We start from the raw sequence: 20,704 nt of genomic DNA, 5'->3' as shown, positions 1-20,704 counted from the left end.
CTCTATGTGGTCGGATAGAGCAGCAATCTGAATAAGCGGGGGCTAAAGCAATGGATTTCCAAACACTGGTGTCCATGGTTGTATGGACGGTGAGCGGCGCAGTGCTTCTATGTGTACTGATGTTCGTGGATTCGCTGTTTACCCGTTATAATGATTTGGAGGAACTGAAGGCAGGCAATATGGCGGTCACAACGTGTTTCGTACTGAAACTGCTGGCACAAGCCTACATATTATCGGCTTCCATTTCCACTTCAAAGGGTCTGGTAGATGCGCTTATTGTCTCCATAGTTTCCTTTGTTCTTTTGTTTTTCCTTGAAAAGACAGTCCGCCTGCTATTGAGCCGCTGGGGTAAGCTTAATCTTGATTATGGCACCCAGCTGGGCAAAATCGGTTATGGATTATTGGCTGGCTCGCTGCATGTAACGGGGGCATTAATTATTGCGGCTTATATACGAGGTTAAATATAACAGGAGGAATGATGGAGTTTGAGTATATGGAAACGTATTGGTAATCTTTTTTCCAAAACAGAAGCACCGTCTGCACCAAAAAGTATGCTGAATCTCTCCCCGGGAGATATTTGCGAAGTGTCACTGGTTACTTATGAAGTAACGGGACGGACGAAAACCAGCGGCCGCAATGCGGTTGTCTTAACACTCCGCGACGGAAGCAAAATCTCCTATCTATATATTGAGGAGCGTGAACAGCTGCAGTACAGTCTGTATCAACCGATTGACGGGCGGCTGGATGATCCTGCCGAGGTACCTTCTACGCTGGAGCTGGATGGTTACATGTTCCACCTGGAGGAAGAATACGAAGGGTTCGCAGCGGTAACAGGACAGACGCCGTATGTCAATGGCGGAGAGCAGCATGTCTGGCAGTACCAGTCCGATGATTACCGGCTGCTGCGGGTGGAATGGCAGAACGGGCGGTTTATGCTCTATGAGGGCGAGAAAGTAATTCCGGGAGATGTCAAAGTGATCCGGGCTTCGTAATTCAACATCTGTATTTTGTATCCCACATGGGGATTAGAGGATACCTTCGCTTCAATAGCGGGTATCCTTTTTGCTTCGTCTCGCAAAGCTAAGCGGAACGTACCGTGAGCAGACACTCATATCCAAATATCACTTTCCCGGGTCTCATGTTAAAATAGTTCTGTACCGGAGCAGCAAACAGTAGGCACATGATGCCACATGAGACAGAGGACGGAGGGTTCTTATGAATAGCAGACAGGATAAGCCGGATCATAAATTTCATCGAAAAGCACTCCAGGTTAAAGAAGCGCAAGCCCGGGTGATCGAATATGCAAAATTGCTGGAGGGTGAGGAAGTACCGCTGAATCAGAGCTGCGGGCGTTTCTTGGCCGAGCCGGTGATTGCGCCGCATCCTTTTCCGGCATTTAACCGCTCAGGGATGGACGGGTATGCGCTGATTGCCGGGGATATCAAGGATTGCGGGCAGGACCGCGTAGTCTGGCTGGAAGTCGTGGATGATATTCCATGCGGAGCTGTACCTGCGGTAAATATAACGACCGGAACAGCCGCGCGAATTATGACAGGGGCGCAGGTGCCCGAAGGTGCGGATACGGTTGTGATGCTGGAGATTACGGAGACCCGGGAAGCCGATGGCAAAAGTTTTGTCGGACTCCGCAAGCCGCAACAGGCCGGCCGCAATATTACCCTGCAGGGTTTTGAACTGAAGGAAGGAGCGCTTGTACTTCGATCAGGAGGGAAGATTGCTGCGGGTGAGATCGCTGCGCTGGCAGCGCTTGGAGTACATACCGTCAAAGTACTGAGACGGCCTAAGATCGGGATTTTCGCTACGGGTACTGAGCTTTTGGAGGTAGATGAGCCACTTCAACCCGGCAAAATCCGCAATAGCAACTCACCGATGCTGGAAGCGCTGGTGCGGGAGACCGGGGGTGAGCCTGTCATGCTGGGTGCGATCATAGATGACTTGGAGCTGGCCCGGAGCAAAGTGCAAATGGCTCTGGATAGCTATGACATGGTGATCACTACGGGCGGGGTATCTGTGGGGGATTTCGATATTATGGGTGATCTGGTCCGGGAGAACAGCGGCGACATGCTCTTTAATAAAGTTACGATGCGCCCGGGCAGCGTCACAACAGCCGCTGTTCGCGGAGGCAAGCTGCTGCTGGCACTCTCCGGCAATCCCGGAGCCTGCTTCGTAGGTTTTCATCTGTTTGCACGGCCGGTCATTTCTCTGATGCAGGGGGCTACGCTGCCCTTTTTGCCGGAATGGACGGCTGTGCTTGGCGCAGATTATTCGAAGGTGAACAATTATACACGTTATGTGCGCGCAAGGCTGGAATTCCGTGATGGCTGCTTGTATGCCTATCCGGCAGCAATCGACGAATCATCGGTCATGGTAACGATCAAGGACAGCGATTGTCTGATTGTCGTCCCGCCGGAAGAACGCGGTTTAAGCGCTGGCGCCAAAGTAAGGGTGCTGAAGCTGCCGGGAGAACTTCAGGGCTGAATGGACTCTCGCAGCCATGCGGGAGCGTGCGGAACTAGAGATCAGGGGTGAAGCAGGAACGTGATGAAGCGGAGCAAGAAAAGAAGTGAAACAGGCCAGGACTTTGCGCGGCTGAACATTGGCAACTCAAGGCTAGGACGAGGCAGGAATGGAAAGGGCAAGAACAGCCATACCTGCAGCAGAAATGCAGGCAGGACAAGCCGGGTTCCCGCGGGAAGTCTTCGAACGGGTGAGGAATCGAATGGCGGAGGCAGCAAGAGTCCGCCTGCCGTATGCCAGATTGTCGGCTATAAAAACAGCGGCAAAACTACGCTGATCTGTGACTTGATTCCGCTGCTGCAGCGGCACGGCTGCACTGTGGCGGTGATTAAACATGATGCCCATGACTATGAAATGGATCATCCGGGGACAGATACCTGGCAGCAACGGCAGGCCGGAGCATCCGCAATTGCCATCACCAGCAGCAGAAAGACATCGGTGATCGAAGAACGCAGCAGCAGTTTGGCAGAGCTGGTTTCAGCTTTTTCCAGCTATGATTATGTGCTCGTTGAGGGCTTCAAACATGAAGCTTATCCTAAACTAGTACTGGTTCATAAGGAAGAAGACCTGAGCCTGTTGAACAATGTCCAGAATAAGGTCGCTGCCGCATTTTGGGAGGAAATGAAGGATAACGTGCGGATTGAGCCGGGAATCCGGCAATTCAGCATCAACGACAGTGCGGCAATCGCTGAATTTTTGTGGCAGCAACGAACTTATTTTCAAAATTTCAACATATGAAAAATTCACAATAGAAAACCCAAAAAATTCTGTCCGCGCTTCATTGAACCGTCTCTTCAAAATCAGGTCGTAAGGAGCAGCAGCCCCAGTCCTCCATGGTAACGGAAGACTGGGGCTGCTATTGTTGAAGATCCTATGTCCAGTGATCAGGACGGGCAAGCGCTGGAGGCAGCTTGGTTAAGGTATTGCCCTTGGCTGCATTAAGCTGTGCCTGTGTAAGAAACAGGCTGCCGGTCAGATCCGCTCCGCTTAGGTTAGTATCCCGGAAATCTGCGCCAATGAGGTCAGCAGCCTGCAGATTTGCTCCACTGAGATCAGCAGCGATGAGATAGGCCCCTCGCAGGCTTACACACCGCAGATCCGCACCCTTCAGTTTGCCGCCGATCAGATCCGCGCCGCGGCCATATTTTGCTTGTTGTTTGGGAACCGACTTCAGCTCCCGGCGGGCCGCATCACGCACAAGTTCACTGGTACGCAGGAGCAGTTCGTTGACTTCCCCCCGGTGAGCAGCAACATCCAGCTTCAGCAGCGCCTCGGCCTTCAGGTTCGTGAGCTGTTCGGTCTTCTCCAGAGCGGTTGACAGTGCACTGTGAAGCGGGGCGGCCGACTGGAAATGGAGTGCTTCGGTGAGATACCACAGCAGTTCATGTAGCTGACGCATTACCGGGAATACCTCGAACATCTGTGATGATGTTTTGGGAGCCTGCCGCCAGTCCTTGCCGCCGTAGGTGATTTGGGATACCTTTTGGCCTGCTCCGAAGCAGTCATACACCGTGCAGCCCCGAAAACCCTTGTCTCTCAGAGCGGTATGAATACCGCAACGGAAGTCCGTCTGCAGATTGGGACAGGGCTGTCCGGCATTCTTGTTCATCGCGAAGTCTACCGAAGCCGCGAAGGGCAGCGCCGCACAGCATAAGCCAAAACAGTTCTCGCAGTCCGATTGCAATACGAGAGAAGCTCCGGCCGGGCCGGATGGTGAATAATTGTAATTCTCTGACATGGGTATGCTCCTTACAATAATAAAAAATTAAATACTCTTCAGCATTAGAACAAAACTCCGCTATAATGCAGCTTCACATGTTTCCTTCAGTGCAGCAGCGATGCCATCAGCTTTCCACACGCCGCTCAATCGCTTCGGACATCGTTTTGTCCGTAAGATGGGCATAGACTTCGGTAGTTTCGGTCGAAGCGTGTCCGAGCTGCTCCTTGGTTTTGTAGATATCATTTTGCAGATAATAGTCTGTAGCGAAAGAGTGCCTCAACTTGTGCACAGTCAAATACGGCTTCCCGAAACGTTTGGCGTATTTGATAATCATCTCTTGAATCGCCCGTTTGGTCATCCGTTTCCCTTCCTGGCTGCCATTGGGCAATGCGATGAACAACGCCTTTTCCCTCTTTGGCGTCTTGTAGCGGGCCTGACGGAGACTTAGATACAGCAAGAGATCATCCTTGGCCTGCTCGCGGAAATACACAGGTGTCTTGAAGGTCTCGTCATTATTGCCCTTACGGTATACATAAAGCAGCTTGTTATTCACATCCAGATCATCCACGTTGAGATTAACCACCTCGGATACACGCAGGCCGGAATTCAAGATCAGACTGGCGATGCAGGCATCCCGTTCCCGGTTCAACTGAAAGGAGTAATAGGCCTGCTTATTAGCCTCAACGTCCCGGCCATAACCTTCATAGATGTAGCCCACAAATTCCAGCAGTTCCTCATCTTCGAGAATTTTCCCCTTTAGCTTGGCTGCAGTATCTTTCGGTTTATGAATGCGTTTGATTTCCACCTTGGCCATAATATTGCGCTTCAAGAGCGGGTAGAAATTCTCATCTTCGGCAATCTGGCTCAGGTAATGGAAAAGAGAGCGCAGAGCGGACAGCTTGCGGGATACCGTCACCCGGGTGTTCGTTCCTTCGGCGCGGGTAGTTAAATGCAGCCGGTAGCCGACAATACTATCCATATGGAGTGTTTCCAGATCAAGCAGAGTGATTTCAGCATTGCTGCCGGCCGTTGACAGTCCTTCCACACGCAGCCACCCAAAAAAAGATTCATAATCGCGGATATACTCCAGCAGGGTTGAAGGCGACAGATCCGGCCGTTTATAGTCAATGAATTGCTGTACAAACCATGGCATAAGATGCAGCCTCTGGTCAAGATTTTTCCGGTCGCTGTTTTTTTGGATGCTGATAACAATCACCTTTTTCATAGTTTGCTTAGGTTTGAAGTGTTGCGGTCTAATCTATCTTATCATGTTTTGTGCTGCACCGGGAATGAGAGGCAGGCAGATTGCTCCAGAAGTGACAAAGTTATATGATGTGAAGTAAACGCGAATGGCAGAGGTGAGGGCAGTACTACATGACTGAATTTTTTGTGATGCAGAAATACCGCCGCAGCGGTGTAGGCACATGGGCAGCCCACCGGTTGTTTGATATGTTTCCGTGCGATTGGAAGATCTCTCAGATCCGTGCGAATACACCTGCGCGAAACTTCAGGCACCGGGTGATCGGGTCCTATACAGGAGACGAGTTCAAGGAGCGCTTCAACTCCCGGAAAGGTAATCCCAGTCAATATTTCAGCACATTAAATACTAATAGGATTAAAAAATAAATGGACACAATTTTCATCGCTCTGCTGAAACGTGGATATCAACCATGGTTCGTTTTCTCTTATTTCATCAGAAACTGGCGCAACTTCAATTCATTTCCAGCGTTTGGCAAATGTGGTTTTAACCACCCCGATTTTAGCCGTATGATGCAACAGATGCATCAACCCAATAGGTAATATTGCTTGCCCCACCTGATGTACTATGATTAGACTTTTCGAATGAGCAAAATGTTTCCGAATTTTATTCAATAATTATGTTAACTTAATTCGGCAACTGAATGATAAATCTAAAGCTTGGGATGCCCGCCGGGGCTATCTCAGGCTTTATTTCTGTTAGGAAATTATACAGTTTGGAAATGAGGTTCCTTAAGAATGTCAATATAATCACATCCCGCAGCAGTATAGTACCATATAATGTATATTGAACACTGTTTAAAAACATTTCAGTGTTAAATTCACTGATCTAAACGCAAATGGAGGAATTTTGAAATCATGAGCAAAGAACAAAGGCAAGAGCAGGAACGCGAAGCGATGCGTCATTTGATTCTGACAACAGCCGGTGAGCTGGTGGCCGAGAAGGGGATCAAGCAGTTATCTATCCGCGAGATTGCTAAACGGATGGACTATTCCGCCGGAATCATTTATCACTATTTTCAGGGAAAGGAGGCTATTGTGGAGCAGCTTCTACAGCAGGGATACAGGGAGTTGATTGATGGGCTAACAGCCCGATTACACACTTCGCAGAATGAAGAATCGGCTGAGGAGAAGCTAAGCCAGTCGCTGTCGCAGTTCATTCGGGTGACAACAGCGGAGGAATCCCAGTACCGGAATGTGATGCTGAATGATTCACCAGCTGTGCTTAACCACACGGCAGTGCTGCATAAAGGGGCTGCACTGGAGCGCAATGCGATCAGCATGCTCTGCAGTATTCTTCGCCAATTCAAAGGAATGGATGCCCGTAAAGAGGAGGAAATGGAGCTTACCGCCCAGGTGATTTGGAGCGCGGCATTTGGACTGATCATGAGGCTGACCGTCGAGAAAGAGCTGCCGGAGGAGCAGAAGGAGGCCCTGATCGCGCGGCATGTTGGGGCCATGCTTCTAATTGCGGGGGGGGCTGGAACGGTTTCGTCCTTTAAAAGGACGGCAAAGCCGTTTCGGCTTGACTATTCGACCAGGGGGAGACGCCGATGGAATATAGACGATCAGTTGGCATTTTAACGGGTTTAATTATTCTCCTTGCGATAATTGCGTCGGGGTACGGATTACTGTCAGGTCACGGCCCGGAGGCGGCAAGAAGCTCTGAATCTATTACCTCTATTTGGGGTGACAAGGTCGAATTATATGGTAGTGGGATATATAAACACGATTCAGTTTCCGCTGCTGCTCAGGCTATAGCCCAGGATGGAGTTACGCTGGTATTGGGGGTTCCTTTGCTGGTTGTGTCACTGGTTATGAGCTTCAAAGGGAGGGTCAGAGGACGTTTGCTGTTAGCTGGAGCTTTGGGGTATTTTACATATACTTATGCGTCTTACAGCTTCCTGTCTATGTACAATCACCTGTTTCTAATCTATGTCATGTTGTTCTCAGCCAGCTTATTTGCTTTTATTCTGACACTGTTGTCCCTAGAGCGGGAGAAGGTAGAACGTTATTTTAAACACAGTTTACCGGCCACAAGCATCGGCGTTTTCCTGCTGTTTACCGCGTTTATGATTATGATGTTATGGCTGGGCAGGCTTGCTAGTTCTTTACGGCAAGGGACAGCCCCTGTAGGGTTGGAGCATTACAGCACATTAGTGATTCAGGCACTCGATTTAGCTATTGTTGTTCCGCTCACGGCAATTACCGGGGTACTGCTCATTCGCAGGCGGCCTTATGGTTATCTGCTTGCTTCTGTAGTCATAGTGAAAGCCGCTGCTCTCCTAACCTCCATCACAGCCATGATCATTGGGATGCTGAGGGCGGGAGTAAGTGTATCTACATTAGAGTTGGTAGCGTTCCCTGCGTTTCATTTGGGTGTTATTGTTTGTTTGTACCTTGTATTGAGCAATGTACAGGAACCGGGATAGTCTTCAAACTCATTATCCATATGTACAACAAGGCACTCGCCAAGGAGATCCTGGGTGATGAGATTGATCCGGAGAAAATATCAACATTGGACAGATGGATTCTGCGCATTGTCAAGGGGAAAGGGCACGAAGCTGGAGCTGTATTATCGGTGGATTAGCTAGACAAATTCGTGCTTACAATGTCCCGGAGTATCATACGGATGCGATGAAAGAGCAAAAGAGCGGCAGCAAGAATAGATGATTCTGTTCAAATATAAGGATGTATAGGTTTCTGCTTGAAGTGCTGCCGCTGTATTGATTTTGGGAAGGTAACGAATTCCATTCCTCTAAATAGCCCTCACAAGTCAACATAATAATAATTATGGTAACAACATGCTCCATCTAGCCCATTCGCCCACCTACAATACATATCTTTACCTAATCACAATCACCAGGAAAAAGGATGAAATCACATAACGGGCAGCAAAAGTCAACGGATTCAATCGCGATGTATTTCCATTCAAGTATGCATGAGAGCTGTAAGCTGATCCGTCAGCATGGACGCCATCTCCAAGGATTTCAGCGCATGTTGTAAGGAAAGAACTGAATCTGTTCCATTCTGCAGACACTGGAGAGCGTGACGCAAGCTTTTTTCATAGGGATTGTTCGGGATTAGCGGAATATCCACTTGGCCCTCGGAAGTGTTGCGGTCTAATCTATCTTATCATGTTTTGTGCTGCACCGGGAATGAGAGGCAGGCGGCTTGCTCCAGAAGTGACAAAGTTATATGATGTGAAGTAAACGCGAATGGCAGAGGTGAACCTAATGGAGCTTGGAATCGAACTGGTTCCCAAGGAGCAAAAGCAGACGATCAGCAGACTCATGCAATTCTATCTGTATGACTTTACCCGTTACCTGGATCTTGAGGTAGACCGTGATGGCGGCTTTCCGGCGTATCCCGGACTTGAAGCTTACTGGAACAGCGGCAACAATAAATTCGCTTATTTGTTTACGGTGGATGGGCATATTGCCGGATTCGCACTGGTGGACCGTCTGCTTCGCAACCCGGAAGGGCAGTACTACATGACTGAATTTTTTGTGATGCAGAAATACCGCCGCAGCGGTGTAGGCACATGGGCAGCCCACCGGTTGTTTGATATGTTTCCGGGTGACTGGAAGGTGTCGCAGATCCGCGCCAATACGCCTGCCCGCAACTTCTGGCACCGTGTGATCGGCAGCTATACGCATGGAGAATTTAAAGAGCGCTTTAATCCAAAGCAAGGCAATCCAAGTCAATACTTCAGCACATTAAGTATTAATAGGATTAAAAAATAAATTGAAAAAAATTGTGGATCGCCTGTAATGCGCTATCTTCTGCGTTATTTACGGGTTGTAACAATGATGATGACAAGCTTGCGAATGTGCCTCCTGATGCAGCGCAAGGAGCGGTTCATACTGGAGAAGCCTCAACTTCTGAACCCTCGCCAACGGCAACTGCAAAGGGCAGAAGGGCTATTGTACAAGCCACAGATCAGCCTGCTGACAGGTCCATCGCACTAATGCAGGCTGACGTTCCGGAATATAGTGGCAGTGGAAAGTCTTACATCATTGAAGGGGAAGAAGTTTCTGCTGATTTTTCCGCCCATCGGACCTTGCCGCTTGGAGTGTTGATGCCGGAAACGATGAAACGTTTTGAAGCCGGTGGGGTAACGGCCTGGGGGACTGCGGATGAGCAGAATTTTATTTCTCTCTTTGCCGAAGAAGCCAAGCTGAGTCTAACAAACAGTGACGCGGGGTTGCTTAGGTACAAGGAATATATGGGCAATTACAGGACTGGGAATGCGACGGTTGATGTATTTTCCGTTGAGATGAAGGGAAAGCGCTACATCGCTGAGATCCATACTATGGCAGAACAGCGTGAGCATCTGCTTCCGGTATTTATTAACATGCTTAAAGATCTGCAATATATGGAGAAAAAGGCTCCAATTGTACCCGGCGTCTTTGTACAGATACCGGATGTAGGCAATAGTGCTGAACATAAGCAGGTTCTTCAGGAGGTAATGGACTGTCTGGAGGCAATAGCAAGTAAGAATAAGGAACAGTTTAGCGCTACCATGTCTTCGCCGACAACTGCCGAGCGTCTGCTATCCTTTGTTGAAAACTCTTCAACATACCATTTTTATAAATTGACCTTGATGGGGATTCCCTTTAAAGACGAGAAATGGGCCGGCTTTCAAGTGGATTATTACCTGATGGATGATGAAGGATATATTGCCGACCGGGGGTTCACGATTGTTTTGCTGACGGGCAAGCAGGGAGTATGGAAGATCGAAGACATCGACTAGCACAGGTAGCAAAAGGGGCATACCTAATTAACTCATGCCAGCACAAGATGACGGCTCCATGATAGAGTATATGTAGACGTGCCGTCTGAATCAGGCACGTCTTTTTTCTCGGAATATCATGTGGATTGGATAGAATCCAGCTACGTGGAAGGGTCTGTTTCCGAACATCCTATACTTTAAACTTCAACTGTTGGTTGACATATATAATATTATGTTAACTTAACATCCGTTCAAGGAGGTTCCAAAATGGGGAACGTTAAATTTATTGATACTGACAAGGGGAAAACGATTGGTGAACTTCAAAATAAAGTTGAGCACAAAACACTTGTCTTATGGGCTGTTGATTGCACTGAGCGGGTACTCCCGTTTTTTGAAGAGAGGCACCCGGATGATAAGCGTCTTCTGCTTGATCTGAAGAATGGAGGGAAGAAATGAGAACACGCAGATATTTTGGCATATGGATCGGCTTTATGTTATTGATTCTAATGGGCTGCAGTAAAGAACTTGCAAGGGATGAACAAACTGCACATGACTATGTTAAGGCGCAAGGCTATAAGATCATCTCTACAGAAGACGAGGCTTTTGAATATACGTTGACTAAAAAGCTGCTGTATGGAAGTACGGAATCGACACCTTATCAGCAAATGTGGGGTGTTCAAGCCGTTTCCCCGGATGACTATCTAGGCAAAAAAATAACCATTTATAAGTTCACCGTATCTAATCATCCGCTCGAAAAAATATATCTGACGCATACCACCAATGTTAACATCCTGATGGCAGATGGAGAAGTGATTGGCGGGACTTCGTTCCCGCTTAAAGAAGGCGAGTTGCTGATGGGAAGCGCCTATTCGCTGGACGGAAGGACGCTTGAAGAAGTCACAGGTCTAACCTTTAAGGAATGGTCTGACGATTGGAAAAAGAGGTACGATAATTAAACATCTATTTCATAAGGAGATTAGTCTGAAACATCATTATCCTCTATAGTTTGAGTAAGAGATGTAGTGTATTGGAGCGGATTATCTCCTAGAGCAGTACATGGGTTAGCTTTGCATCGGTTGTTTTGTAGCCGGTGTAAAGCTAGCCTATTTCATGATATGCACCGCTGCTGATCCATTCAAAAGCTTTATACATGTTGACAATACGAGTTGTACAGATGTATATTGAAGTTACATATTGAACAACGTTCAATAACATTACATTGTTTAATGGATCAGATTATTGTAGTAGTTTGAAGGGAGTCACCATGAGCAGAGAAGGCCGGCAAGAGCGTGAACGGGAAGCCATGCGGACACTGATTTTGGAAACGGCAGGCCAATTAGTGGCCGAGAATGGAATACAGAAGCTGTCGATCCGCAAAATAGCTGAACGTATGGAGTATTCACCGGGGATTATTTATCACTATTTTGAGGGGAAAGAAGATATCATCGGGCAATTGCTGGAGCAAGGGTACCGCAATCTGCTTCAGAACCTGAACGCTGCCACGGCACATAACAGTGAAGAATTATTACCGGAGGAGGCGTTGAGCCGCTCGTTGTCGCATTTTATTCGCATGGCTATAGAGCAGGGGACACAATACCGCAATGTAATGCTTAATGATTCTGCGGCTGTCCTCAGGCATACTGTGGTGCTGCATATGGGGGCTTCACAGGAACGGAATGCAATCGGCATGTTGTGCGCAACACTCCGCAGGTTCAAGGGCTTGGCGTCACAAAGTGAGCGTGAACTGGAGCTGACAGCCCAAGTTATCTGGAGCGCAGCCTTCGGGTTGATTATCAGACTGACTGTAGAGAACCCCCCGGAGGAACAGAAGGCAGCCCTCATTTCACGTCATTTGCAGGCGATGCTAACGATAGCATCAGGGTAATTCCCATTCTGAAAGCTGATAAGGAGCGGGTATAATGAAGACATTGATTTTGTATGCCACTAAATACGGGTGTACAGAGAAGGCAGCCTATCTCTTGAAATCCCAGCTGCGGGGCGAAGTGGAAGCGATCAATCTTAAGTACGTCAAAGTTCCACCGCTTACTGTGTATGACAATATTATTTTAGGCGGCTCCGTCTATTACGGGAAAATCCGCAAGGAAATGGCGCAATTCTCCCGAGATAATAAGGAGATGTTAAAGAGTAAACGTCTCGGGCTGTTCATTTGCGCAGGTTTGAAGGGAGAGCAGGCGGAGCAAGAGCTCCGACTTGCTTTTCCTGAAGAATTGTACAAAAAGGCCCTTGTGAAGGAAGTATTCGGAGATGAGATTTATACCGATAAAATGTCTGCAGCGGACAAATTAATCCTCCGGATCGCCAAAGGAAAAGAAAAAGGCAATACAGGGTTAGCGTTGGACAGGATAACGAGCTTTGCTCATGCGATGAATTAACTAATAAAAGAAGAGGAAGACGATTAGTTAACATAATAAATACTATGTAAACTAGTCGTCTTTGTTTATTGATCACTTATTCAATAGATAATATGGGTAATGTGACAATTATGTCATACTAAATTGAATATTGTTATGTTAAGCAATGGGAATATAGATATGCCCCCCCTTATACTGGAAATTGTATATGAGCTTATTTTCGAAAGGGGGCTATCGACTGATGAGTGATGTAATTAAAGCAATAATACTCGGCATAATTGAGGGCTTAACTGAATTTTTACCGGTATCGTCTACTGGACATCTTATTTTAGCAGGCAATTTGCTTAGCTTTGAGGGAGACGCGGCAATAACATTTAAAATTGTTATACAGTTGGGTGCAGTGATGGCAGTTCTAATTCTTTATTGGAGGAGGTATTTGAAGATTGGGGTTAATATGCTTAGAATGGATTTTTCCAAAAGTAAAGGATTAAATGTCATTCATATGATTTTGGCTATGTTACCAGCATTAATTCTATATCTTCTCTTCAAGGACACAATAAAAAGCAAATTATTCGGCCCAACCCCTGTCTTGATCGGTCTAGTTGTGGGTGGGGTGTTGATGATCATTGCAGCACGGAGTAGGAGAACTGAAACCGCTGATACGATTGATGGGATTAATTATAAACAGGCATTCGGGATTGGCCTGTTCCAGTGTTTGGCTTTGTGGCCGGGATTTTCGAGATCGGGTTCGACGATTTCAGGTGGCCTTTTGCTAGGCACTAGCCAAAAAGCCGCCGCAGATTTCACGTTCCTTATTTCCGTGCCTGTTATGTTTGGTGCAAGCTTGTTGGATTTGTACGATAGTCGCGATTTGCTGAATTCTGACGATTTCTTACTAATGTTAATTGGCTTTATGACATCCTTTATTGTGGCAATGATTGCAGTAGTGACGTTCATCAAACTGATTAAACGACTTCGATTGGAATCGTTTGCGCTATACCGTTTTGTCTTAGCAGCTCTTTTCTATTTTATCGTTATATTGTAGGATAACATAACCAAATACAACTGTATAACTCCATTATATTTGGTATAATCTTCGGTTGATGAGGACCTGTCTTTCTTCATATTTGGAAATTGTGTTGAAGTGTTATTAAAATGTGTTGACACAAAAGTAATTAGGGACCATACTACATGTATGAACAACAATAATAAAATAACAAATGACATTGACGTTATTCCATCGCTTGTACAATCCAAGCGTCAGATTGACCGCTATAACCTAGACATAGACGCACAGGCTATACTCGTCGCGTCTAGGCTAATGGCAGCGGGAGCCAAGCTTGGGCATGCCTCGGAGATTCATTTCTCTAGATTCGGTTTATCAACAGGGCGATATCGTTTATTGGCAGATCTTGAAGACAACGAAGGTGAAGAGTTGCCTTCGCAATTAGCGGAGCATCTAGGCGTTACACGTGCTACAGTAACTGGTCTTATTGACATTCTTGAACGGGATGGCCTAGTTTCTCGGCGATTAAGCTCAGACGATGGCCGTCAGAGATCAGTCATTTTGACGGAAGAAGGAGCGAAGAAGCTCCGTGAAATGGCTCCTGAGCATTTCGCTTGGCTGGAAGCAATGGTGGGCTTACTTAATATCGAGGAGCGTAGCGTATTTCTCGACTTGCTAGGCCGAGTTACACAAGGCATCTCAGCACTTACGGGCGAACTAGGCTCGAAACCAAAAGGAAATATCAGTAATGAGTAGAATGGGCTAGTGATGCTAGCTTATTTTTACTCCTATATAGTTAGGGACCTAATTATATCTCACTGAAAGCAACCGTTGAGCTATTTCAAAGAAGAAGGGAGCAACTAAATGAACCAGATGAAATACGGGAATCAGACAGATGATGTTTACGGCATCAAGGCTGTTGGTTCCAAGAAAAAGACTTTTATACTATGGCGTGAAGTTGTAATGGCTTATGCTGCTCCTGCCATCATGGCAGGTATCGGGGGATTGGTTACTGCCGATAGGGGACTTCAAATAGGGGCATTGACCACAATCGGCGGTGCATCGGCCTTGATGGCCTTGATGATTGGCCTTTTGTTGCGCAGCCGGGTGGGGCATATGAGATGGGTCATCGGTGCACCTCACTTGGTCGTGGTGGGAGTGTTCGCATTGGCAGGGTCCTCGTTTGGCCTATACGCCGCATGGGTGACATCTGTTGCACTAGAAATTATGATTCCAAGCTATCACTTGGCCTGGGCCGATCGTGTCTGGATCGATTTCCCGTTGTCCGGATTCATAGCAAGCACGATAGTGACATGGCGGTGGCGTCTTGCGGTCACAACTAATTTTTCATCCAAAAGGAGAAGGAAAAAATGATAGTTATTATGGGAGCAACAGGTACGATAGGCAGTGCGCTTTTGGAACGTTTGGTTGATCTTGGCGTACCTGTCAGGGCGCTGAGCAGAGAGCCGGAGAAGTTGCGTGATCAGATTGGAGAAAAAGGCCGATCGACTATAGAGGTCGCATTGGTGGAGGCTTCCGACCCCAAATCGCTGCGCCGCGCGTTTACAGGTGCTAGCCAGCTCTTCCTTGCCATGTCCAACAGTCCAAGACAAATCGAATTGGAAACTTCAATCATTCAGATTGCTGCCGAAACCGGAATCAAACACATCGTAAAAATATCCAGCCCTGCCTTTGAGCAGAGCTCTCCAGTGGCAGTGGCGGGCTGGCATCAAGAAATCGAGAAAACGCTGAGGGAATCAGGTCTCACCCACACCGTGTTGCGCCCTTATGCGTTCATGCAAAACTTATTACGCCTTGCACCAACGATCACAACCCAAAATGTATTTTTCGGCTCCATGGGCGATTCACCGTGTAACTTCATTGACTGTCGCGATATCGCAGATGTTGCCGCAGAAGTTCTAACCAACCGCGAGGTATCAGGCCAAATATATACGCTTACTGGTTCGGAGATTTTCAGTTATCCCCAGATCGCGAGTCAGCTATCCGCCCTGCTTAATCGGCCGATAAGTTACATCAACATGGAACCCCAAGTACTACTCCGTAATCTTATCGAGCACGGGCATATGCCTCCTTGGCTCGCGAACCACGTTGTGGAAATTCAAACCATGTCTAGGCTGGTGCCAGAAAGTCCAAATGACACTGTGAAGCGCTTGCTCGGCAGAGAGCCACGCACGTTAGACGCCTTTCTGCATGAGCGTGTAGAAAATTTCCGGTAGAGACGGAGTCCATCTATTTTGATATTTGTGTCGTTGGCAGCATTTTAAACCGATCTCAGACAGGTCATTCAGCTAAAGGAATACGTTAGCTCAAAAAACAGCGGCAGTCTAGGAGTTTATTTCGTCCATGACTGCCGCTGTTTCTTTTATTTAGGCCAGTCTGATACTTGAATTTAAGATAATATTTCAACATATGAAAAATTCACAATAGAAAATCTTTACTACACCGTTCCCTTGATACTCCAGAGCATACCTTACACACAGCGAACTTGCATACTAAACCCAGGAAAAAGACCGGGGCACAGCCCCGATCATTAAACATTAATTCACTGATTTCGTGCTTAGTCTGTAGAGCCGGTTAACCGCTGCTTCAGATCAAGCGCTATTTCCATGGACTGGAGTGCTAGATTCAGCGAAAGGACGGATTCCGAGCCGTCTTGTAAACAGTGAATCGCATGCTGGAGACTTTGCTTGTATGGATCCTGTTTCTCCAGAACGATCTCTTGCTTGCCGGCCTTGCTGTATTCATACAATGCAGTATCGATGTTTCCCTGCATGTCATCACTTTCATGAAAGACCAGCTTCGCCTGCTCAAAGAAAGCCACATATCCAACTGTAAAGGGGTAAGAATCAGGCATAAGCGAAGAAACGGTAACTTCCGCCGAGACCCCGGATTCCTCAAAGGATACACGAACCAGCGCTTGTTCCTCCTTGCCGCCATTTGTTCCCCATACGTAGGAGGGAGCAGTTGAACCCAGCAGCCAGGTGATGAAATCCAGCTCATGGATCATCAGATTTGTAGGGAGGGTGTCAAGCCCCAGATTCCCCCAAAGTGGTGGGGTTTCTCTTTTGACAGACACATGCAGCAGCTTGCCATACTTCTCCAGTCGTGCGGATTCATACAGATATTGATAGGCCGGATCAAATTTGATGAACTGATTGACGAAAATTCTTTTCCCATATTGAAGCTCAGCCTCTCTCATTGCCGTCGCATCTTCTAAGCTTAGCACAACCGGAGTTTCACAAAATACATGTTTGCCGGCTTTCAGTGCCTCTAGAGTGTATTTCTTATGTAGTGGGGAAGGCAGGCAGATATCAATGATATCCAGTCCGGAATCTTGCATAATGTCCTCTATAGATGATGTGATCTCAACCCCAAGCTCTTCCTTCAGCTTATGCAGCTTGCCTTCGTTCCTCCCGAAGATGACAACCCGGTCAACGCTATCCAGTTTCTTTAATATGGCGGCATGATATGCTCCGAAACCTGTTCCTAATATGCCAATATTCATTTGCAGCAGCTCCTTCTCTCTGATATATTTCATAGTACACTGCTATTGTTGACAACAGAGTGGCAAGAATTCGAGAAGCTTCAAAACCCTAATAATTACGTGGGCAGGATAGGAGGGAATATATGCGCTTGCATCGCTTGATTGGGATATTGCTACTGGTAGAATCCAGGGGGAAAATGAAAGCAAGTGACTTGGCGGCCGCACTAGAAACCTCGGTACGATCCATTTATAGAGACATAGACGTTCTGGCGGAGGCTGGAATTCCCATGGTATCTGCACCTGGACCGAATGGCGGGATTTCGCTAATGGAGGGCTACACGGTCAACCTGCGGCAGCTGCACGGGGACGAGATGATTCAGCTCTATTTAACGGGAATGGGCTTTCAATCAGGAAGGAACAGCGAATCGGGCCTCAAGTTGAGGAACGCGTTATTAAAGCTGGAAAAGTCCTTGCCAGCTGCTTATCAGGAGGATATCCGCAAAGCCCAAAATGTCTTTTATTTCGAGGATACCCCTTGGTGGACGGAACAGAATGCGGTGCCGTGTCTGGAGACTCTGCGTGCTGCACTGTGGAAATCACAAAAGATTAGCGTTCAATACCGAAAGGTCAATAACGAAATTTCTTCCCGGTTACTGCTGCCCTACGGCCTCGTAGTCAAACAAGGGGCTTGGTATCTGGTCGCTTATTGCGAAGAGGCAGAGGGGATGCGCACCTTTAAATGCGAGCGGTTCGAAGCGGTACAATTACTGGAAGAAGAATATGGAATCCCGGCGGAGTTTTCTTTGGAGAAGTATTGGAGCAGCGGGGAGCAGAGCTTTAAACAAAGCCGGAGGGCAGAAGAACACTATCCGGTGGTCCTACGCCTACAAAAGGGTAAGCAGGAACTTGTGAACAGGCTTGAGGTTATGCATGAGGTTGAAGAGGATGGATTTCTTCTATTGACCGTAAATATGTACAGCTATGAGAATGCCTGTCTGAAGGCGCTGGCGCTGCTCACCGATACCGAGATTATTGAGCCGTTTCTACTTAGAGAGTACATTAAGGAGAAAATAACTGCTTTGCAGCATAAGTACCTATGATCAAGCTCGGCAAATAGTTACTGGAATTTAAATGATTTGCAACTAAAATTACACATTATACTCAAAAGCTTATGCGATAATTTAAGCATTGATGTTTTATCAATCCTATTGGGGTCAATGCGAGGAGGAGTGATGTGAACAAGATTGCTATCGCTATAGCAGCAGGGGTTATTTTACTTAGCGGATGTACAACGGACAAGTCCCGGAATGCGGAGCAGAATAATAGTGCGGGTGATCATAAGGTTCTTTTGACGGAAGATAAAGCTCAGAAAATCGCTGTGTACGGGATCAGCAAGCCGGAGAGCGGCTACTCCCCGTTGATAGTTCAGCTCGATAATGAGTCCAGAGATTATGAATGGAGCAATACCTCCAACCCCTCTTTTTATCCGAAGGTCATCCTCAGTGATTTGAACGGCATAGAGGGAGATGAAATTGCTGTTGTACTTACGACAGCCACTGGTACAGGTGTGCATGAATCGGAGGTTCATGTATTGACTGCTGATTTCACAGAGATTCCGGTTTCCGATCCTAAAGATAGCGTAAGAAATGAAATTTCCTCTGTGCTGCAAAAGGGAAACGGCGAGCGGGAATACACGATCTCAGTTTCAGGCAAGGATTATCCTTTTAAGTTCAATGAAAGTGATGCAGGTATATGGTTTGATCAACCGGTTGTCGGGAACATTATCAGATACTTTATTCAGGATCATGTACTTATGGCTGAACTGTCTATCCAGATTTCCCCCGGGATGTTCATTGGAAATGTGTTGATGAGGTATGCTTATGTGAACGGAACTCTTGAACCGGATGACATTGAATACCAGAAAGAAAGTTTATAAGAATAAGGTAACATAAATAATATTATGTAAACAATAACTGAAGGGGATTGGATTTTGTTCAGTGATATTCTACATGCGTGGAACCCGACTCAAGAGGAAATTAAGAGATGGGCATGTATCTTAAAACTTGGATTTATCGTTCAAAACACTTGATAAGCTATCCGCAAGAATATGATTACGATTACTGGGGGCTATTTTCAAAATATGTCTTTAATGTGTGATTAAACGAACAAATTTCACTCTGCGTGTGCAATGTTCACCATTAGTAAACCCGGACAAGCCTCTAAGCTTATCCGGGTTTTTGGTTTCTATATGTTTACATCACCAGCGCCCATTTCTCTGATCTTAAGTCGTTTGTGGGCGGTAATGAGGAAAGGCAGTCCTAAGGCGGTGGTTAAGGCCAGGGGCACAAAGACAGCCGGTCCATTTGCGGCGCCGAATTGATCCAGCAGCAGTCCGCCCAGAATAGGAGCTATTACATTGCCGAGATTATTAAAGCCTATGGTTCCGAAATACGTACCTTTCCATTCCGGTTTGGCAATCCGGTCAATGAGCATGTCCATCATCGTAAAGAGCAGTACCTCGCCTATGGTGAACAATACGACACTGAACATCAGCAGTGCCACTCCACCGGCAATTCCGAACAGCAGCAGGCTCAGCGCTACGCAAAGATTCCCAAGAATCAAAGGGACAATCGGTGAGAATCGGCTTGCCGTGCGGACAATCGGGTACTGGACCACCAATACGGTTACGGCATTTAGAGACAGCATATAGGAGAATACCTGTCCTCCGTTCGTGAAATGGGTATTCATTGCTAAATACTGGGCCAGTGTGGAGCTGAAATGCCCGTATCCCAGCACACAGAAGATTGTACCCAGCAGTACGGGCAGGAATACCCGGTCCCGGGTGGTTGTTGCCAGCGCTTCGCGCAGCTTCGGAGCACGGACTTCGGAACGCTGCGGAAGAGTGGAATGATGGATGCGGAACTGCATAAACAGCACAAGCCCATAAGCAATATACACAATTCCGGCAATCAGAAACGGGAAGGTCGATTTTGCAGATCCCAGCTGCAGGCCAATAATCGGACCAAAAACAACACCCAGATTGACGGCGGCGTATCTTAAATTGAACACGAGCAGTTTATGGTCCGGTGGGGTAATATCCGACAGTAAGGCGCGAGAAGTAGGTTCAAATACGGCACGACATAGGCCGTTTAGCGTATTAACCAGGAAGAATACCCATAAATGCTGGGCGGCAGAGAAGCCGAAGAATACACAGGCCCAGCCGAAGACCGAGACCAGCATTACGATTTTACGCCCGATAACATCAGAGATATAACCTCCATAGAAACTGACCAGGACGCCAGCCAGTGAGCTTACAGCTACCGTAAAACCAGTCTGTGTCGCGGAAGCGCCAAGCACCTGGGTGAGATAGATGGATAAGAAGGGAATGCTCATGGAGGTAACCAGGCGTCCGAACATTGTCCCGATAATAATGGTCCAGGCTAAGGGATGGATGTGCTGCAAATGTTGTTTCATATAATGTGAATCTCCTACTCTGGTTGCTGAATTTTTAAACCTGCTAATCGAAGCTGCTTTATGTATAATTGTAATGATAAAAGGGGGAAGTAAAAGTGTA

The 20,704-nt window shown here is 47.1% G+C and carries 23 protein-coding genes; 19 read left to right on the top strand and 4 right to left on the bottom strand.

From position 1 onward, the window contains the following. The first annotated feature begins 50 nt into the window (after nt 1-50). The 4 genes from NSS79_RS18840 to mobB all read left to right on the top strand — a co-directional run bounded on the left by NSS79_RS18840 (nt 51) and on the right by mobB (nt 3,273). Nucleotides 51-461, top strand: a complete 411-nt coding sequence (locus NSS79_RS18840; RefSeq protein WP_342435690.1) for a DUF350 domain-containing protein — start codon at nt 51-53, stop codon at nt 459-461. 24 nt (nt 462-485) lie between these two features. Continuing rightward, a complete protein-coding gene (locus NSS79_RS18835) occupies nt 486-992 on the top strand; it encodes a DUF4178 domain-containing protein (RefSeq protein WP_342435689.1) in 507 nt (168 codons plus the stop codon). A 223-nt stretch (nt 993-1,215) separates the two neighbouring features. Further along, nucleotides 1,216-2,496, top strand: coding sequence for a gephyrin-like molybdotransferase Glp (gene glp, locus NSS79_RS18830; protein ID WP_342435688.1), 1,281 nt, complete (start codon nt 1,216-1,218; stop codon nt 2,494-2,496). A gap of 63 nt (nt 2,497-2,559) precedes the next feature. Continuing rightward, nucleotides 2,560-3,273: a molybdopterin-guanine dinucleotide biosynthesis protein B gene (gene mobB, locus NSS79_RS18825; RefSeq protein WP_342435687.1), complete on the top strand. Its 714-nt coding sequence runs from the start codon at nt 2,560-2,562 to the stop codon at nt 3,271-3,273. 133 nt (nt 3,274-3,406) lie between these two features. Here mobB and NSS79_RS18820 read toward each other — a convergent pair whose 3' ends face one another. Both NSS79_RS18820 and xerS read right to left on the bottom strand, forming a co-directional pair. Further along, nucleotides 3,407-4,273, bottom strand: a complete 867-nt coding sequence (locus NSS79_RS18820; protein WP_342435686.1) for a pentapeptide repeat-containing protein — start codon at nt 4,271-4,273, stop codon at nt 3,407-3,409. 106 nt (nt 4,274-4,379) lie between these two features. Then, nucleotides 4,380-5,462, bottom strand: coding sequence for a tyrosine recombinase XerS (xerS, locus tag NSS79_RS18815; protein ID WP_342440400.1), 1,083 nt, complete (start codon nt 5,460-5,462; stop codon nt 4,380-4,382). Nucleotides 5,463-5,629: 167 nt separating this feature from the next. Here xerS and NSS79_RS18810 point away from each other — a divergent pair, with 167 nt between their 5' ends. The 13 genes from NSS79_RS18810 (at nt 5,630) to NSS79_RS18750 (ending at nt 15,862) form a co-directional block, all read left to right on the top strand. After that, complete coding sequence (locus NSS79_RS18810) at nt 5,630-5,881, top strand: hypothetical protein (RefSeq protein WP_342435685.1); 252 nt, start codon at nt 5,630-5,632, stop codon at nt 5,879-5,881. A 489-nt stretch (nt 5,882-6,370) separates the two neighbouring features. Then, on the top strand, nt 6,371-7,096 hold the full coding sequence (locus NSS79_RS18805) for a TetR/AcrR family transcriptional regulator (RefSeq protein ID WP_342435684.1): 726 nt from the start codon (nt 6,371-6,373) through the stop codon (nt 7,094-7,096). Next, nucleotides 7,066-7,944: a hypothetical protein gene (locus NSS79_RS18800; protein WP_342435682.1), complete on the top strand. Its 879-nt coding sequence runs from the start codon at nt 7,066-7,068 to the stop codon at nt 7,942-7,944. Before NSS79_RS18805 ends, NSS79_RS18800 begins: the two co-directional genes overlap by 31 nt. 786 nt (nt 7,945-8,730) lie before the next feature. Then, on the top strand, nt 8,731-9,258 hold the full coding sequence (locus tag NSS79_RS18795) for a GNAT family N-acetyltransferase (protein ID WP_342435681.1): 528 nt from the start codon (nt 8,731-8,733) through the stop codon (nt 9,256-9,258). Nucleotides 9,259-9,344: 86 nt separating this feature from the next. Beyond that, a complete protein-coding gene (locus tag NSS79_RS18790; protein WP_342435680.1) occupies nt 9,345-10,268 on the top strand; it encodes a hypothetical protein in 924 nt (307 codons plus the stop codon). A gap of 246 nt (nt 10,269-10,514) precedes the next feature. Further along, nucleotides 10,515-10,703 carry a putative immunity protein gene (locus tag NSS79_RS18785; RefSeq protein ID WP_342435679.1) on the top strand — a complete coding sequence of 63 codons (189 nt, stop codon included), beginning with the start codon at nt 10,515-10,517 and terminating at the stop codon, nt 10,701-10,703. Continuing rightward, entirely contained in the window at nt 10,700-11,203 is a 504-nt protein-coding gene (locus tag NSS79_RS18780) for a hypothetical protein (RefSeq protein ID WP_342435678.1), read from the top strand. The genes NSS79_RS18785 and NSS79_RS18780 overlap by 4 nt, the downstream gene beginning before the upstream one ends. A 308-nt stretch (nt 11,204-11,511) precedes the next feature. After that, nucleotides 11,512-12,132, top strand: a complete 621-nt coding sequence (locus tag NSS79_RS18775; RefSeq protein WP_342435677.1) for a TetR/AcrR family transcriptional regulator — start codon at nt 11,512-11,514, stop codon at nt 12,130-12,132. A gap of 34 nt (nt 12,133-12,166) precedes the next feature. Further along, complete coding sequence (locus NSS79_RS18770; RefSeq protein ID WP_342435676.1) at nt 12,167-12,640, top strand: flavodoxin domain-containing protein; 474 nt, start codon at nt 12,167-12,169, stop codon at nt 12,638-12,640. Nucleotides 12,641-12,860: 220 nt separating this feature from the next. Then, on the top strand, nt 12,861-13,664 hold the full coding sequence (locus NSS79_RS18765; RefSeq protein WP_342435675.1) for an undecaprenyl-diphosphate phosphatase: 804 nt from the start codon (nt 12,861-12,863) through the stop codon (nt 13,662-13,664). A 150-nt stretch (nt 13,665-13,814) separates the two neighbouring features. Continuing rightward, entirely contained in the window at nt 13,815-14,381 is a 567-nt protein-coding gene (locus tag NSS79_RS18760) for a MarR family transcriptional regulator (RefSeq protein ID WP_342435674.1), read from the top strand. A gap of 108 nt (nt 14,382-14,489) precedes the next feature. Further along, nucleotides 14,490-14,999 carry a hypothetical protein gene (locus NSS79_RS18755; protein WP_342435673.1) on the top strand — a complete coding sequence of 170 codons (510 nt, stop codon included), beginning with the start codon at nt 14,490-14,492 and terminating at the stop codon, nt 14,997-14,999. Beyond that, nucleotides 14,996-15,862: an SDR family oxidoreductase gene (locus NSS79_RS18750; protein WP_342435672.1), complete on the top strand. Its 867-nt coding sequence runs from the start codon at nt 14,996-14,998 to the stop codon at nt 15,860-15,862. Before NSS79_RS18755 ends, NSS79_RS18750 begins: the two co-directional genes overlap by 4 nt. Before the next feature lie 341 nt (nt 15,863-16,203). On the opposite strand, the gene NSS79_RS18745 is transcribed toward NSS79_RS18750, so the two are convergent. Continuing rightward, nucleotides 16,204-17,151 carry a Gfo/Idh/MocA family oxidoreductase gene (locus NSS79_RS18745; protein WP_342440399.1) on the bottom strand — a complete coding sequence of 316 codons (948 nt, stop codon included), beginning with the start codon at nt 17,149-17,151 and terminating at the stop codon, nt 16,204-16,206. A gap of 122 nt (nt 17,152-17,273) precedes the next feature. Between NSS79_RS18745 and NSS79_RS18740 the strand changes: the two genes are divergently transcribed. Together NSS79_RS18740 and NSS79_RS18735 are read left to right on the top strand one after the other, a co-directional pair. Beyond that, nucleotides 17,274-18,230, top strand: coding sequence for a YafY family protein (locus NSS79_RS18740; RefSeq protein ID WP_342435671.1), 957 nt, complete (start codon nt 17,274-17,276; stop codon nt 18,228-18,230). Nucleotides 18,231-18,364: 134 nt separating this feature from the next. Then, complete coding sequence (locus NSS79_RS18735; RefSeq protein WP_342435670.1) at nt 18,365-19,066, top strand: hypothetical protein; 702 nt, start codon at nt 18,365-18,367, stop codon at nt 19,064-19,066. Nucleotides 19,067-19,374: 308 nt separating this feature from the next. Here the strand turns inward: NSS79_RS18735 and NSS79_RS18730 are convergent, their stop codons facing one another. Continuing rightward, nucleotides 19,375-20,604: an MFS transporter gene (locus tag NSS79_RS18730; protein WP_342435669.1), complete on the bottom strand. Its 1,230-nt coding sequence runs from the start codon at nt 20,602-20,604 to the stop codon at nt 19,375-19,377. Between the last annotated feature and the right edge of the window lie 100 nt (nt 20,605-20,704).

Source organism: Paenibacillus sp. FSL L8-0436 (assembly GCF_038593025.1).
Taxonomy (GTDB): Bacteria; Bacillota; Bacilli; order Paenibacillales; family Paenibacillaceae; genus Paenibacillus_AQ.
This window is presented reverse-complemented; position numbering and strand designations above follow the sequence as displayed.